Annotated in this window: 13 protein-coding genes; 8 read left to right on the forward strand and 5 right to left on the reverse strand. The window is 72.0% G+C overall.

Features of this window, described 5'->3' with window-relative positions:
- The first annotated feature begins 51 nt into the window (after positions 1 to 51).
- Positions 52 to 1,599, forward strand: coding sequence for an RNA polymerase sigma factor (locus ACZ6CZ_RS08785; protein WP_469016795.1), 1,548 nt, complete (start codon positions 52 to 54; stop codon positions 1,597 to 1,599).
- A 343-nt stretch (positions 1,600 to 1,942) separates the two neighbouring features.
- Entirely contained in the window at positions 1,943 to 2,797 is an 855-nt protein-coding gene (locus ACZ6CZ_RS08790) for a S1 family peptidase (protein ID WP_469016798.1), read from the forward strand.
- Positions 2,798 to 2,930: 133 nt separating this feature from the next.
- Here ACZ6CZ_RS08790 and ACZ6CZ_RS08795 read toward each other — a convergent pair whose 3' ends face one another.
- Positions 2,931 to 3,164: a DUF7455 domain-containing protein gene (locus ACZ6CZ_RS08795; RefSeq protein ID WP_469016802.1), complete on the reverse strand. Its 234-nt coding sequence runs from the start codon at positions 3,162 to 3,164 to the stop codon at positions 2,931 to 2,933.
- A gap of 441 nt (positions 3,165 to 3,605) precedes the next feature.
- Between ACZ6CZ_RS08795 and ACZ6CZ_RS08800 the strand changes: the two genes are divergently transcribed.
- The 6 genes from ACZ6CZ_RS08800 (at position 3,606) to ACZ6CZ_RS08825 (ending at position 10,685) form a co-directional block, all read left to right on the forward strand.
- Complete coding sequence (locus tag ACZ6CZ_RS08800; RefSeq protein WP_469016805.1) at positions 3,606 to 5,729, forward strand: DNA gyrase/topoisomerase IV subunit B; 2,124 nt, start codon at positions 3,606 to 3,608, stop codon at positions 5,727 to 5,729.
- A 330-nt stretch (positions 5,730 to 6,059) separates the two neighbouring features.
- Complete coding sequence (locus ACZ6CZ_RS08805) at positions 6,060 to 6,656, forward strand: DUF1453 domain-containing protein (protein ID WP_469016807.1); 597 nt, start codon at positions 6,060 to 6,062, stop codon at positions 6,654 to 6,656.
- Positions 6,656 to 7,804 carry a sensor histidine kinase gene (locus tag ACZ6CZ_RS08810; protein WP_469016810.1) on the forward strand — a complete coding sequence of 383 codons (1,149 nt, stop codon included), beginning with the start codon at positions 6,656 to 6,658 and terminating at the stop codon, positions 7,802 to 7,804. Before ACZ6CZ_RS08805 ends, ACZ6CZ_RS08810 begins: the two co-directional genes overlap by 1 nt.
- Positions 7,801 to 8,478, forward strand: coding sequence for a response regulator transcription factor (locus ACZ6CZ_RS08815; RefSeq protein WP_469016813.1), 678 nt, complete (start codon positions 7,801 to 7,803; stop codon positions 8,476 to 8,478). The genes ACZ6CZ_RS08810 and ACZ6CZ_RS08815 overlap by 4 nt, the downstream gene beginning before the upstream one ends.
- Positions 8,479 to 8,547: 69 nt before the next feature.
- Positions 8,548 to 9,096: a DUF485 domain-containing protein gene (locus ACZ6CZ_RS08820; protein WP_469016815.1), complete on the forward strand. Its 549-nt coding sequence runs from the start codon at positions 8,548 to 8,550 to the stop codon at positions 9,094 to 9,096.
- A complete protein-coding gene (locus ACZ6CZ_RS08825) occupies positions 9,093 to 10,685 on the forward strand; it encodes a solute symporter family protein (RefSeq protein WP_469016817.1) in 1,593 nt (530 codons plus the stop codon). The genes ACZ6CZ_RS08820 and ACZ6CZ_RS08825 overlap by 4 nt, the downstream gene beginning before the upstream one ends.
- A gap of 37 nt (positions 10,686 to 10,722) precedes the next feature.
- On the opposite strand, the gene ACZ6CZ_RS08830 is transcribed toward ACZ6CZ_RS08825, so the two are convergent.
- The 4 genes from ACZ6CZ_RS08830 to ACZ6CZ_RS08845 form a co-directional block, all read right to left on the reverse strand.
- Positions 10,723 to 11,403, reverse strand: coding sequence for a response regulator (locus tag ACZ6CZ_RS08830; RefSeq protein ID WP_469016820.1), 681 nt, complete (start codon positions 11,401 to 11,403; stop codon positions 10,723 to 10,725).
- Positions 11,400 to 13,091, reverse strand: coding sequence for a sensor histidine kinase (locus tag ACZ6CZ_RS08835; protein WP_469016822.1), 1,692 nt, complete (start codon positions 13,089 to 13,091; stop codon positions 11,400 to 11,402). Before ACZ6CZ_RS08835 ends, ACZ6CZ_RS08830 begins: the two co-directional genes overlap by 4 nt.
- A gap of 178 nt (positions 13,092 to 13,269) precedes the next feature.
- Positions 13,270 to 14,208: a sucrase ferredoxin gene (locus ACZ6CZ_RS08840; RefSeq protein ID WP_469016825.1), complete on the reverse strand. Its 939-nt coding sequence runs from the start codon at positions 14,206 to 14,208 to the stop codon at positions 13,270 to 13,272.
- A gap of 77 nt (positions 14,209 to 14,285) precedes the next feature.
- Positions 14,286 to 15,542, reverse strand: coding sequence for a citrate/2-methylcitrate synthase (locus ACZ6CZ_RS08845; RefSeq protein WP_469016827.1), 1,257 nt, complete (start codon positions 15,540 to 15,542; stop codon positions 14,286 to 14,288).
- Between the last annotated feature and the right edge of the window lie 218 nt (positions 15,543 to 15,760).

Consider the following 15,760-nt stretch of genomic DNA (forward strand, 5'->3'; position numbering starts at 1 on the left):
CCGTCGTGGACGGGGCCGGAAGCCGTTTTCCAACGTTCCGAGAGGTTGTTCGTGTCGGCCAGCACATCCCGTACGCTCCCGCCGGAGATCGCCGAGTCCGTCTCTGTCATGGCTCTCATTGAGCGGGGAAAGGCTGAGGGGCAGATCGCCGGCGACGATGTGCGTCGGGCCTTCGAAGCTGACCAGATTCCGGCCACTCAGTGGAAGAACGTACTGCGCAGCCTCAACCAGATCCTTGAGGAAGAGGGTGTGACGCTGATGGTCAGTGCCGCGGAGCCCAAGCGCACCCGTAAGAGCGTCGCAGCGAAGAGTCCGGCCAAGCGCACCGCCACCAAGGCGGTCCCGGCCAAGACCGTGACCACTCGGAAGGCCACCGTCGGCACCGAAGCCCCGGCCGCCCCCGCCGAGCCGGTCGCCGTCGACCCCGCCGAGGAAGCCGCGCCCGCCAAGAAGGCCGTCGCCAAGAAGGCGGTGGCCAAGAAGGCGGCGCCGGCCAAGAAGGCCACCGCCAAGAAGGTCGCGGCCAAGAAGACGGCCGGCAAGAAGGACGACGGCGAGGTCCTCGAGGAGGAGGTGCTCGAGGAGGTCAAGCCCGGCGAGGAGCCGGAGGCCGTCACCGAGAGCGCCGGCTTCGTACTCTCCGACGACGACGAGGACGACGCGCCCGCGCAGCAGGTCGCCGCTGCGGGTGCCACCGCCGACCCGGTCAAGGACTACCTCAAGCAGATCGGCAAGGTCCCCCTGCTCAACGCCGAGCAGGAGGTCGAGCTGGCCAAGCGCATCGAGGCGGGCCTGTTCGCCGAGGACAAGCTGGCGAACTCCGACAAGCTGGCGCCGAAGCTCAAGCGCGAGCTGGAGATCATCGCCGAGGACGGCCGCCGGGCCAAGAACCACCTCCTCGAGGCCAACCTCCGTCTGGTGGTCTCCCTGGCCAAGCGCTACACCGGCCGCGGCATGCTCTTCCTGGACCTGATCCAGGAGGGCAACCTCGGTTTGATCCGCGCGGTCGAGAAGTTCGACTACACCAAGGGCTACAAGTTCTCCACGTACGCCACCTGGTGGATCCGTCAGGCGATCACCCGCGCCATGGCCGACCAGGCCCGCACCATCCGTATCCCGGTGCACATGGTCGAGGTCATCAACAAGCTCGCGCGCGTGCAGCGCCAGATGCTCCAGGACCTGGGCCGCGAGCCCACCCCGGAGGAGCTGGCCAAGGAACTCGACATGACCCCGGAGAAGGTCATCGAGGTCCAGAAGTACGGCCGCGAGCCGATCTCCCTGCACACGCCGCTCGGTGAGGACGGTGACAGCGAGTTCGGTGACCTCATCGAGGACTCCGAGGCCGTCGTCCCGGCCGACGCCGTCAGCTTCACCCTCCTGCAGGAGCAGCTGCACTCGGTCCTGGACACCCTGTCCGAGCGCGAGGCCGGCGTCGTCTCCATGCGGTTCGGTCTCACCGACGGTCAGCCGAAGACCCTCGACGAGATCGGCAAGGTGTACGGCGTCACGCGCGAGCGCATCCGTCAGATCGAGTCCAAGACCATGTCGAAGCTGCGTCACCCCTCGCGTTCGCAGGTGCTGCGCGACTACCTCGACTAGGCCGTTGCGTCGAAGGCGCCCCTTGACCTGCTGTTCTGCGGGTTGAGGGGCGCTTTTGCATGCCGACGAGCCGACGAAAGAGCCCGTGGCTTCCGCGCCGGCGCCCTCTTGGTGGTCGATCTGGGAATCCGGGGCCCTTCGGCTCGTTCGAGATGCCGCCACTCGGTTAGGGCCGTGATCTGTTGGCGACTCGAGCGGGTAACCCCCTGGCGCGGCATCCCCAGGCGGCCCAGTCCCCCCAGGTGGCCCGGTACCTCCCAGGCACCCGGGCCTTCGGGCTGCGGCGTGCGGCGCTCTGCATGACTGTGGGTGTTCCGATTCCACCCGAGAGTGAGGAGCCCGCATGCGTCGTTTCTCTGGCCGTGCGCTGGTCCGGCCGCTGGTCATGGCGGCCACCATGGCCGTGATACCGCTGACCGGAGCGGCCCCCGCAGCCGCCGACGGCATCGTCGTCGGGGGGTTTCCGATCGACGTGTCACAAGCCCCGTGGACGGTGGCACTGGCCAGCCGTGACCGGTTCGGGGGAGTACGGGCGGGCCAGTTCTGCGGCGGTGTGGCCGTCGGCAGGACGACCGTGCTGACCGCGGCCCACTGCCTGGCCGAGGAGCTGCTGGGCGGGCCTGCGGAACGGCTGCGCGACCTCAAGGTCATCGCGGGCCGCACAGACCTGTTGTCGGCCCGGGGTGAGGAGGTCGCCGTGCGTGAGGTCCGGGTGAACCCGGCCTACGACGCGGTCCGCGACACCGGCGACTTCGCCGTGATCACGCTCGCCGGCCCTCTGCCGCAGGGCGCCGTGATCGGCATGGCGGATGCGGGCGACCCGGCGTACGCGCCCGGGACGAGTGCGCTGGTCTCCGGATGGGGTGACACGACCGGCGACGGGGCCTATGCGCGTCGGCTGCACGCCGCACGCGTACGCGTGCTGTCCGACGATCAGTGCGCCCGCGCCTACCCAGGCGGTCCTCAGGGCACCTACCGCGCCGACTCCATGCTGTGTGCCGGTGAAACCGCGGGAGGCCCGGACGCCTGCCAGGGCGACAGCGGAGGCCCGCTGGTGGCCGGGGGCCGGCTGATCGGGCTGGTCTCGTGGGGGGACGGCTGCGGACAGCCCGGCAGCCCCGGGGTCTACACCCGCGTATCGGCCATCGCGCCGACGCTGGGGGCGCCCATGGTGGAAAGCGGCCCACAAGAGCCCTGACAGGCCCTCTGCGGGCCCACGGCGGACGCGGGGCCCAGGGGGATGTACGAGGACGGGCGGCCGCTCCTGGGAGGAGTGGCCGCCCGTCGACCGGCCTGTGCCGGAGGAGCTGGCTCGTCGTGGGTGCGAGATATCAGCGCTCTTCTTCGGCGGCTTCGGACGCCGGCGAGGACGTCAGCCGCTCCGACTCGTCCTGTATCTCAGCGGCGATCTTCTTGAGTTCCGGCTCGAACTTGCGGCCGTGGTGGGCGCAGAAGAGCAGTTCTCCGCCGCTCAGCAGGACGACGCGCAGGTAGGCCTGGGCGCCGCACCGGTCGCAGCGATCGGCCGCGGTCAGCGGGCTCGCAGGGGTCAGAACAGTAGTCACGTCGCCTCTTCTCTAGCTCGACGAGCTGTCGTACCAGGGTCAACATCCAACCAGCCCGAAAACGTTCCCGCTCGTGGCATTTCCTCGAAAAAAATTTCTCGGGGCGGCTGTCTGCTGCCGGTTGGCGGCGAATGTGCCGTAGTGCGTCTCTTGTGTACTTACGGTTTCGCGCTGTCTGTCGGGTCTTGTCCTCCCGGCTGGGTTGCCGGTTGTGCATGAGGACGTGCCCGGAGCCTAAATGGTTCATGCCTCGAAGGGAACGTGATGTGTGTTTCACTCCATCGAAGGATCGAACACTCATACGAGGCTGGACTAGTCTGAGTTCCCGACGAGGGTGGCGTGACAACGGCTCTACCAGGCCTCGGTACCCTCTGAGCGGCAACCGAAGCCTGCCCCTTACCCAAAAGGGGCCCATCTGAAATTCAGCGAGGAGCGAACCGCGTGACCGCCGATACGTCCGTGCCGTCCACAGCGCTGCTGGCAGGAGCAGACCGGGACGGTTCCAACTACACCGCGCGGCACCTGCTCGTCCTCGAGGGCCTCGAAGCCGTGCGCAAGCGCCCTGGCATGTACATCGGGTCGACAGACAGCCGCGGCCTGATGCACTGCCTGTGGGAGATCATCGACAACTCGGTGGACGAGGCCCTCGGTGGTTACTGCGACCACATCGAGGTACTCCTCCACGACGACGGCTCGGTCGAGGTGCGGGACAACGGCCGCGGCATCCCCGTGGACGTCGAGCCGAAGACCGGCCTCTCCGGGGTCGAGGTCGTCATGACCAAGCTGCACGCCGGCGGAAAGTTCGGCGGCGGGTCGTACGCCGCCTCCGGCGGTCTGCACGGCGTCGGTGCCTCCGTGGTCAACGCCCTCTCCGCCCGGCTGGACGTCGAGGTGGACCGCAGCGGCCACACCCACGCCATCAGCTTCCGGCGCGGAGTGCCGGGCGCGTTCGCGTCGGCCGGCCCGGACGCCGCGTTCGAGGCCAAGAGCGGCCTGCGCAAGCCCAAGAAGATCCCGAAGAACCGCACGGGCACGCGCGTGCGCTACTGGGCCGACCGCCAGATCTTCCTCAAGGACGCCAAGCTCTCCCTGGAGACGCTGCACCAGCGCGCCCGCCAGACCGCGTTCCTGGTGCCCGGGCTCACCATCGTCGTCCGCGACGAGTACGGCCTCGGTGAGGGCGGCAGCAAGGGCGAGGAGTCCTTCCGCTTCGACGGCGGCATCAGCGAGTTCTGCGAGTACCTGGCCACCGACAAGGCGGTCTGCGACGTCCTGCGCCTCTCCGGTCAGGGCACCTTCAAGGAGACCGTCCCCGTCCTGGACGAGCACGGCCAGATGACCCCCACCGAGGTCACCCGTGAACTCGGCGTGGACGTCGCGCTGCGCTGGGGAACCGGCTACGACACGACCCTGAAGTCGTTCGTCAACATCATCGCCACCCCCAAGGGCGGCACCCATGTCGCCGGCTTCGAGGGCGCCGTCACCCAGACGATGAACGAGGTGCTGCGCGCCAAGAAGCTGCTGCGCGTCGCCGAGGACAACATCGTCAAGGACGACGCCCTGGAAGGCCTCACCGCGGTCGTCACCGTGCGACTGGCCGAGCCGCAGTTCGAAGGGCAGACGAAGGAGGTGCTCGGCACCTCGGCGGCCCGCCGCATCGTGAACAACGTCGTCTCCAAGGAGCTGAAGGCCTTCCTCACCTCCACCAAGCGGGACGCGGCGGCCCAGGCCAGGGTCGTCATGGAGAAGGCCGTCGCCGCCGCCCGTACGCGCATCGCGGCCCGCCAGCACAAGGACGCCCAGCGCCGGAAGACCGCCCTGGAGTCCTCGTCCCTGCCGGCCAAGCTCGCCGACTGCCGCAGCGACGACGTGGACCGCAGCGAGCTGTTCATCGTCGAGGGCGACTCCGCGCTCGGCACGGCGAAGCTGGCCCGCAACTCGGAGTTCCAGGCACTCCTGCCGATCCGCGGCAAGATCCTCAACGTGCAGCGGTCGTCGGTCACCGACATGCTCAAGAACGCCGAGTGCGGCGCGATCATCCAGGTCATAGGAGCCGGCTCCGGCCGCACCTTCGACATCGACGCGGCGCGCTACGGCAAGATCATCATGATGACGGACGCCGATGTGGACGGCTCCCACATCCGCTGTCTGCTGCTGACGCTGTTCCAGCGGTACATGCGGCCGATGGTCGAGGCGGGCCGGGTCTTCGCCGCCGTGCCGCCGCTGCACCGCATCGAGCTGACCCAGCCGAAGAAGGGGCAGGACAAGTACGTCTACACCTACTCCGACCGCGAGCTGCGCGACAAGCTGATGGAGCTGCAGAGCAAGAACATCCGGTACAAGGACTCCATCCAGCGTTATAAGGGCCTGGGGGAGATGGACGCCGACCAGCTGGCCGAGACGACCATGGACCCGCGCCACCGCACCCTGCGGCGGATCAACCTCTCCGACCTGGAAGCCGCCGAGCAGGTGTTCGACCTGCTGATGGGCAACGACGTGGCGCCCCGCAAGGAGTTCATCTCCAACTCGGCGGCAACGCTGGACCGGTCACGGATCGACGCCTAGCCGCTGTCCCGCGCACACCCCGGCCGGGATGTGCGCGGGGGAGGGCGGCGCGGTGCGGCGGCGTTGCCGCTGAAGGCCGGGCAGGGGTGGCCGCCGAGTGCGGTGCTGGGCACAGGCCGTCAGCCGGCCTCGCTCCCGGCGGGCCCCGCCCCTTGCGCAGTGGTGCTCCTCCACTGCGGTGCTGCTCCACCCTGGGGTGGACGCTCCCGGCTCTGTCTTTCCACCCTTGATCCACCCCCGCGCCGATCAGCCGAGCTGCGAATCTCCGTAGATTCGAAGGCGTCGGAAGCGCTCGCTCCCGGCTCGTCCCTTCCGCTCAAGGAGGCTCCGATGCCCGGGCTCGTCAACGCGTTGGTGATCGTCGTGGTCGTCGCCGTGGTGATCGCGCGGCAGTTCCGCGCGGCGCCCGTCGACACCGACCGTCGCTGGTGGTTGCTGCCGCTGATCGTCGCGGTGGTGGCCCTGCGTGAACCCGGCATACTCGACGACCGTCACCCCATCGAGTCGGCCCTGCTTCTGGCGGTCGAGCTGATCACCGGTCTGGCCGTGGGAGCCGGCTGGGCGTGGACCACCCGAGTCTGGACGGCGCCGGACGGTGTGGTGTGGACCAAGGGCACCAAGGCGAGCGTCGCGGTGTGGGGCGCGGGCCTGGGACTGCGCGCGGCCACCTTCGGTCTCGGCGTGGTGCTCGGTGTGCGCCAGGACAGCTCCTCCCTCATGCTCGGGCTCGCGGCCACTCTGCTGGTCCGGTCGGGGGTCGTCACCTGGCGGGCGCGCTCCCTCGGGCCCGTGCGTACCTCCGCGGGCGCCCCCTCGCGCAGCTTCACCGACACCCGCGGAGGTGCCCCGGCCGGAAGGCCCGCAGCCGGACCGGCCTGGACATACGGTGACGCCCTGCCCTGCCCGACCGGGAAGGAGCGGGTGTGATGGTGACCGCCTGGACACGCTGGCCGTCCCGCGAGGCACTCGGACGCGCGGGGAGCACCCGCGCCCGGCAGCTGCTCACCCGGGTCGTCAGGTCGCTGGTGCTCGGCATGCTGCTGTGGGCTGCTCTCAGCCGCACTCATGTCGGTGTCCTGGGCGGGATCGCGGCCGGTGCCGGAGTCCTCCTGGCCGCCTTCGTCTCCTGGGCCTTCTTCCGGACCACTCTCGCGCACCGGCTGCTGCCCTCGATGGCACTCGTCAGCCTGCTCCTGGTGATCGCCGCTGTCGCCCAGAGCACGGGTTTCAGAGCGCCGGCCCTGGTGCTGTGGTGCGGCTGCGGGATCTCGGCGCTGGAGCGGCTGCCTCTCGCCGCGGCGGTGCCCGTGACGTCCGTGTCCCTCGCCTGCTTCTCCGTCTACAACCACGAGGTGTGGCTGACCACCGCGGCCACCGTCACCGGGCTGGTGCTCGCGGGATACGTCCTGCGGCTGGACGCCGAGGCGAGGGGCGGCGCCCAAAGACTCCTCGCCCAGGAACGGGCCGCGCGCGTCGCGGAGGCGGAGTCGGCGGCGCTGGCCGAGCGCGCCAGGATCGCCAGGGAGATCCATGACGTGCTGGCCCACAGCCTCTCGGCACAGCTCGTGCACCTGGAGGCGGCCCGGCTGCTGATCGAGCGCGGCGCCGACCGGGAGCAGATCCTCGACCGGGTGGTGGCGGCCCGGGGGATGGCCCGCGACGGTCTCGCCGAGACCCGGCAGGCGCTGTCCGCCCTGCGCGGTGAGCTGACGCCCCTGGAGGATTTCCTGAGCGAACTCGTCAGCGGCGCCGCCGGTGCCGAGGTCACCGTCACGGGTGAGCGCAGGCCTCTGCGCGCCGAGGCGTCCCAGGCCGTGCGCCGGGTGGCGCAGGAGGCACTGACGAACGTCCGCAAGCACGCCCAGGGCGCCAAGGTCCAGCTGCGGCTGGACTACGCCGAGCACCATGTGACGCTCGCCGTGCGGGACTCGGGGGGCAGACCGGGCGAGCTGACGGGGGCCGGCGCCGGATACGGTCTGCTGGGTATGCGGGAGCGGGCCGAACTGCTGGGAGGTTCGCTGGAGGCCGGACCGGACGAGGAGGGGTTCGTGGTCACGTTGCGGGTGCCGGTATGACCCAGGAGGCGAAGAAGCCGGCGCGAGTGGTGGTCGCCGATGATCAGACCGTGGTCCGGGAGGGCATCGTGATGCTGCTCGGGCTGCTGCCGGGCCTGGAGGTCGTCGGGGCGGCCGGTGACGGGGAGGAAGCGGTGCGGCTGGTCGCCGAACTCAGCCCCGACGTGGTGCTGATGGATCTGCGGATGCCCCGGTGCGACGGTGTGGAGGCCACACGGCGGATCCGGTCGGAGTACCCCGGCACCCAGGTGGTCGTGCTCACCACGTTCGCGGACGACGAGTCGCTGTTCCCGGCGCTGCGAGCGGGAGCCCGGGGTTATCTGACCAAGGACGCGGGCGGGGACGAGATCGTGCGGGCCGTGGAGAGCGTGCTGTCGGGGGAGGCCGGCCTGTCGCCCAGCATCCAGCGGCGGCTGCTCGAGAGACTGTCGGAGCCCGGACCGCGACCGGCGGCCGACGCAGCGCCCGACGGGCTGACCACGCGGGAGACCGAGGTCCTGGTGCTCATCGGCGAGGGCCTCAGCAACCAGGAGATCGCCCGCGCGCTGCACGTTTCCACCGCGACCGTGAAGACACACATCAACAACCTCTTCGCCAAGACGGGTCTCAAGGACCGTGCGCAGGCCGTGCGGTACGCGTATGCGAAAGGGCTGGTAAGACCACCGGCAGGATGAGTCACCTGATGGGGTGAAGAGGAGAGGGAAGAAGAGTCACGGATGTTCCCGATCTGTCCATCCTTGGGCATGCAGTCAAGCAACGGTCGTGCTCGAGGCGTCGGGGACGGTCCCGAGAGGTCGGCGGAGCATGAGGAAGATCCCGGCGGGGCCCGCCGCGAGGTGAGGTACGAGGACCCCTGGTACGACGCGCTGGCGTCCGGCTGGGGCGAGCTGGACGGTACGGGTGTGCCGGCTGCGGCCGTGCCGGCCGCGCGGGGAGAGCGGGACGGGGCGGCTGTGCGGGCCCGGGACGTGTATCTCGAGGTGCAGCGGAGTGCGGCCTTCCAGGAAGTGCGCGGCCGGTACCGGAGGTTCGTGGTGCCGGGGGTCGCCCTCTTCTTCACCTGGTACGTGGCGTACGTGATCACGGCGACCACGGCACCCGGGCTGATGGCGAGGCCGGTGGCCGGCGCGGTGAACGTGGGGATGCTGGCAGGCCTGGGCCAGTTCCTCACCACGTTCCTCCTGACCTGGGCCTACGCCCGGCACGCGCGGCTGCGCAGGGACCGGGCCGCGCTGGAGCTGCGGTGGGACACCCAGGAACTGACGCGTGAGGCCAGGGAAGGCAGAGCATGACCGTTCATCATCAAACACTGGCCCTGCTGCTGTTCAGCGCGTTCGTCGCCGTCACCCTCGGCATCACGACATGGGTGAGCCGCAGACGGCACGGTTCGGCGGAGGAGTTCTATGTCGGCGGGCGGCTCTTCTCCCCGATGGAGAACGGGTTTGCCATCGCGGGTGACTACATGTCCGCCGCCTCCTTCCTCGGCGTCACCGGGCTGATCGCACTCGTCGGCTACGACGGGCTGCTGTACGTGGTCGGCTTCCTCGTCGCCTGGCTGGTCGTGCTCCTGCTGGTCGCGGAACTGGTGCGCAACTGCGGACGCTTCACGCTCGCCGACGTGGTCGCCTCGCGGATGAGCGAGCGGCCGGTGCGGATCGCCGCGGGGACCTCCTCCGTCACCGTGTCCGTCCTGTACCTGGTGGCGCAGATGGTGGGTGCGGGCAGTCTGGTGGCGCTGCTGCTGGGGCGGACGAGCGAGGCGGCCCAGGCGTGGACGGTCATCGGGGTCGGCGCGCTCATGGTGATCTACGTGTCGTTGGGCGGGATGCGGGCCACCACCTGGATCCAGATCGTGAAGGCCGTCCTGCTGATGGGCGGGGCGATCACGCTGACGGTGCTCGTGCTGCTGCGCTTCCACGGGGACGTCGACCGGCTGCTGCTCACGGCCGCCGAGCGCAGCGGGCACGGGAAGGCGTTCCTGGCGCCGGGGCTGAAGTACGGCGGGAGCTGGAGCGCCCGGATCGACTTCATCAGCCTGGGGCTGGCCCTGGTGCTGGGTACGGCCGGGTTGCCGCACATCCTGTCCCGCTTCTACACGGTGCCGACCGCCCGGGCGGCACGGCGTTCGACGGTGTGGTCGATCGGGCTGATCGGCGGTTTCTACCTGATGACGATCGTCCTCGGGTTCGGAGCGACGGCGATCGTCGGCCCGGAGGCCATCCGCGGATCGAACGCCGCCGGGAACACGGCGATGCCCCTGCTCGCGCTGGACCTGGGCGGCGGTGCGGGATCCACCGGCGGGACCGTGCTGTTCGCGGTCGTGGCGGCCGTCGCCTTCGCGACCATCCTGGCGGTGGTCGCCGGGATCACCCTCGCTTCCTCGGTGTCCGTCGCCCACGACCTGTACGCGTCGCTGCGGCGCCCGGACGCCGAGCCGTACGGTGAGGTCACGGTGGCGCGGGTGGCGGCCGTCGGTATCGGGGTGGTCGCGATCGGGCTCGGACTGCTCGCCCGCGATCTCAACGTCGCCTTCCTGGTCGGGCTCGCCTTCGCGGTGGCCGCGTCGGCGAACCTGCCGGTGCTGTTGTACTCGCTGTTCTGGCGGGGCTTCACCACCAGGGGCGCGGTGTGGGCGGTGTACGGCGGGCTGATTCCGGCGCTCGTGCTGGTCCTGCTCTCGCCGGTGGTGTCGGGCAGCCCCGACTCGCTCTTCCCGGACGTGGACTTCCAGTACTTCCCGCTGCAGAACCCGGGCATCGTCTCCATCCCGCTGGGCTTCCTCTGCGGCTGGCTCGGCACGGTGACCTCCGACGAGGTCGCGGACGAGGCCAGGCACGCGGAGACCGAGGTGCGGTCGCTGACGGGGGCCGGGGCGGTGTGAGGGGCCGCGCCGGAGAGGGCGTCCCCCGCTGTTCCGCTCAGGGGCGGGGCGCCCAGCTGTAGCGGTGTTCGGGGCGGCCGGCGTCGCCGTATCTCAGGGTCAGCCGGGTCCGTCCGGTGCGTTCCAGGAGCTTCAGGTACCGCTGGGCGGTCTGGCGGCTCACCCCGGTCCGTTCGGCGATCTCCTGGGCCGACAGCGGGCTCCCGGCGTTCATCAGGCACTGGCGCACCAGTTCGGCGGTGGTCGGGGAGTGCCCCTTGGGCAGGCTGGGCTCCGAGGGCGCGGACAGGGCGCCGAAGATGCGGTCCACCTCGGCCTGTTCGGCCTCACCGCCGCCGTCCAGTGTGCGGCGCAGCTCGGCGTACGCCTCCAGCTTGGCCCGCAGGCCCGGGAAGGCGAACGGCTTCACCAGGTACTGCAGCGCGCCGTGCCGCATGGCCGCCCGCACGGTCGACACGTCGCGTGCCGCCGTGACCATGATGACGTCGGCCTGGTGGCCGCGCCGCCGCATCTCGCGGACGACCCAGAGGCCCGTCTCGTCGGGCAGGTAGTGGTCCAGCAGGACCAGGTCGAGGTCCGGCAGCGTGTCCAGCCGGTGCAGGGCCTCGGCGGCGGTGTGCGCCTGCCCGGCCACGTGGAAGCCGGGCACCTTCTCGACGTAGGCGGCGTTGATCCGCGCGACGCGGAGGTCGTCGTCCACGACCAGGACCTCGATCACCGCACCTCCTCCCGGCCCGCCTCGGAGGCCGCAGGGGCACCGGTTCCCGCGGACGGCCGGAGCGAGGGTTCCGGGTCCGGCTCGGTCAGGGCCTCGGGCAGGACGACCGTGAACCGGGCGCCCCCGCCGTCGGCCTCACCGACCTCGGCGCTGCCGCCCTGCCGTTCGGCGAGCCGGCGCACCAGGGGCAGCCCGATGCCCCTCTTGCCGTGCGGCGGAGGCCGCTTGGTGGACCACCCGTCGGCGAAGACCGCCTCCCGCTGCTCCTCGGGGACACCGGGGCCGGTGTCGCGCACGTCGAGGACGACCGTGCGGCCCTCGGTGCGCAACGCGACCTCCACGCGCGCGTGCGGTGCGCCCGCGACCGCGTCCAGGGCGTTGTCCACGAGGTTGCCCACCATCGTGACCAGGGCGCGCGGGTCGATCAGCCGGTCCGGGAGCCAGGTGCCGTCCGCGATCCGGAGGGCGGCCCCGCGCTCGGCCGCGACGGTCGCCTTGCCGACCAGCAGCGCGGCCAGCAGCGGGTCCCGGATCTTCTCGGTGACCTGCTCGGCGGTGACCCGGCGGTCGCCGACGACCTCGCCGACGAACTCCATGGCGTCGTCGTACATCTCCAGCTCCAGCAGCCCCAGCAGGGTGTGCATGCGGTTGGCGTGCTCGTGGTCCTGGGCGCGCAGGGCGTCGATCAGCCCGCGGGTGGAGTCGAGTTCCCTGCCCAGTCGCTCCAGTTCGGTGCGGTCGCGCAGGGTGGCCACGGCGCCGCCGTCGCCCGTGGGCATGCGGTTGGCCACCAGCACGCGCCGGCCGCGCACGGCGAGCAGATCGGTGCCGGTGACCCGGCCGGCCAGGACGTCCGTCGTCCGGCCGGTACCGAGCGCCTCGTCCGGGGTCCGCCCGACGGCCTCGTCACCGATGCCGAGCAGCCGCCGCGCCTCGTCGTTGAGCAGCCGGACCCGGCCGCCGCTGTCGAGCGCCACGACCCCCTCCCGGATGCCGTGCAGCATCGCCTCGCGCTCCGCGAGCAACCCCGAGATGTCCGAGAAGGCCAGGTCACGAGTCTGCCGCTGCACCCGCCGGGAGATCAGCCAGGCGGCCAGCGCACCCACCGCGAGGGCACCGCCCGCGTAGGCGAACAGTCCCGGGATCGCGTCGATCAGCCGCGCCCGCACGCTGTCGTAGGCGATGCCGACCGAGACCGCGCCGACGATCCGCCCGCGGGCGTCGTACAGCGGTACCTTGCCGCGCGCGGAGCGGCCCAGGGTGCCCCGGTCGATCTCCATGACCTCGTGCCCGTCCAGGGCCTGGGTCGGGTCGGTCGAGACGGTGCGGCCGATCTGCCGCGGGTCGGTGTGCGACCAGCGCACCCACCGCCGGTCCAGCACCACGACGTACTCGGCGTGCGTGGTCCGCCGGATGCGCTCGGCCTCCTTCTGCACCGGGCCGTCGGCGGCCGGCGGGGTGCCGCGGACGCCCTCGGCGATCAGCGGGTCCTGCGCGGTGGTCTGCGCGATGGCCAGCGCGCGGCGCATCGCCTCCTCGTCCAGCTGCCTGCTCAGCGGCGCCAGGAACAGCCCGGTGGCCAGCACCGCGACCCCCGCCGCGATCGCCACCTGCATCAGCAGGACCTGCGAGAACGCCCTTCGCGGCAGGGCGAGGCGCAGGCGGCGGGCGGGGGCGGTGCGGCTCATGCCCACGACGGTACGTGGGCGGGAGGGTGCCGCCGTAGGGGGTGTGGCGGGGATCTCCCGACCCGCCGCGCCACCTCGCTCCCGCCGTGCCACCCCGGCTCTGACCGCGCCGCTCGCGGCCAGCCCGCCGCGCCCGCTCCTTGCCCGCTCCGGGCCGGGTCGCGGGGCTCGGCGCGGGTCAGCCCGTCAGGGCCGCCGCAAGCTCCCGGACCGCCACCACGTCCATCCGGGCCGGTGACCCCAGGACCGCCGCGCCGCAGCTCTCCGGGCGCGGGGGCAGGGACGCGCCCTGGGCAACGGTGACGCGCCAGTGCCGGCCGTCGGTGTGGGCGACGGTGACCTCCCAGCGCGGGGCCGCGCCGTCGGTGTGCACGACCTTCAGGACGCCCGCCGCGTACTCACCCACCGCCGAGCGCACGGCCAGCTCGGCGGCCTGGCCGGGCCGCTGCCAGGCGGAGCTGCCCCGGCATCCCTCCACGACCACCCGGCCCTCCTGGACCCCGTGCAGGACCTCCTTGACGGCGTGGGCCTCGGCGCGGCCGTACGCGTAGCCGTGCGGCAGGACGAGCACGGTCGGCGAGAAGCGGTGGCCACCCAGGTGGGTGACCTCCCACACGCCCCGCACGCCGGACGTCGCCAGTTCGGTCGCCAGCGGGCGGCCCAGCAGGGCGCAGCAGCGGTCACGCTTGCCGTTGGTGCACACGAGCGCGAGCGGGGCGTCCTCGTGGGGCCGTCCGCCGAGGGCCGCGTCGAAGGAGCGGTGGTCGCCCACGCCGAGGGCGGCGAAGTCCAGGCCGAGCAACCGGCGCGGGTCGGCGACAGTGGCGCTGCGCAGCCATACGTTCCCCGGAACGGTGTGGGCCGCGTACACATGGCGCAGCGCGGGGGTGCGGGAGTCGGCGTGGCGCCCCGGGCGCCGGACGAGCGCGATCCGTACGCCGGTGTCCTCGGCGGCGGCCTCCAGCGCACGGCCCAGCTCGGGGTCCAGATGGCTCGCAGTGAGCGCGTGGGCACCCCAGGGGCCGGGCTGTTCCAGCAGCAGCCAGGTCGTCGCCGTGGCCGCCGTACCGGAGACGGGCTCGTCGAGGTCGCGGGAGACGGTCGCACACCTACTCACACAGGGAAGCCTAACCTGACTCGGCCCCAGACGACTTCCGGCCGTGGTCGTGTCCCGCTGCGGTCCCGCCGGGGGTCCTACTCCGGAAGGGGTCGAGGCGGCCTCGGGCCCGTGTAGAGGCCGCTGGGCCGCATGCGCAGCGGGCGCTCCTCGTACTCCTCCAGGGCGTGTGCGATCCAGCCGGCCGTGCGGGCGACGGCGAAGATCGTCTCGGCGGCGGTGGCGGGCATGCCGGTGGAGGCGGTGAGCACGGCGAGGGCCAGGTCGACGTTGGCGTGCAGCGGGGCGTGGCGGGCGGTCGTGGCGACGATGTCACGGGCCGCCAGCAGGGCGGGCTCCGCGCGCGGGATCTGTTCCAGCAGGGCGAACAGGGCCGCAGCGCGCGGGTCCTCACCGGTGTAGAGCGGGTGGCCGAGGCCGGGGACGCGTCGGCCCGCGCGGAGTTCGTCCGCGATCACCGGGACCGCGGTGCCCCGCTCCAGCACGTCGAGCAGCAACCGGTGGGCCAGACCGCCGGCGGCGCCGTGCAACGGACCCTCCAGCACGCCGAGTCCGGCCGACACGGCCGCGTAGGGGTGCGCCCGGGCGGAGGCGGCGACCCGCACCGCCAGCGTGGAGGCGGCCAGGTCGTGGTCGGCGAGCAGGGCGAGGGCCGTGTCCAGCACGCGCACTGACGCCTCGTCGGCCGGCTCGTCGGTCAGCCGGTCCCAGAGGCGGTGGGCCAGCGGACCGTCGTCCCGGTGCCCGGGCCCGCGCGGCGGCAGGGCGGCCACGAGGGTGGGGATGAGCACGCGCGCGGTGTTCAGCACGGACTGCCCGGACAGGTCGAAGCGCAGCGGGTCCTCGGCCGCGGCCGCGATCGTCGCGACCCGCAACCGGTCGGTGGGGGTGGTGTGCCCGGGCAGGGCGTCGACGGCGCGGCGGACGGTCCGGACGCTCGCCGCGGGCGCGGTGAACGTCACCCCCGGGGTCAGTCTGCCCGTCCACAGCCACTCGGCGACCTCCTCGTAGCTGTGGCGGGCGGCCAGCTCGGTCGCGTCGACACCCCGGAAGTAGTACCGGTCCTCCTCGATGAGCGTGATGCCGGTGCGGACCGGCGGTTGGCCGCCGAAGCCGGGGCCGCCCGCGCTCTCCCGGCGGTTGCGGCGGGCGAGGGCCGCGACCTCCTCGGCGTCGAAGGTGGAGGCGCGGCCGCCGGGCCCCCGTCTGCTGCTGAGCTGTCCGCGGCTCACGTAGGCGTACACCGTTTCGGGCTTCACGCCGAGCAGTTCGGCGGTCTCCCTGGTGCTCAGCCGCCGTTCGGGGTGCCCGGGAACGGGCTCTCGATCGCGCATGGGGCCACGGTAGCGACCGTCCGGACGTGCTCGGCCGGCAGTGGCCCGAGCCCCCCGGGCCGGAGCACCCGCGACCCGGCGCGGGGGGGGGGCCGGGGGAGGGGGGAGGGGTGCCGGGGGGGGGGAAGGGGGGGGGGAGAGAGGGGGGTGGGGTGGACGGGGAGGTGCGGGGGTGGGGGGGCGGGCTTTTTTCAGGGAAGGGGTGGGAGAGGGGTGGA

This window comes from Streptomyces sp. NPDC041135 (genome assembly GCF_055592085.1).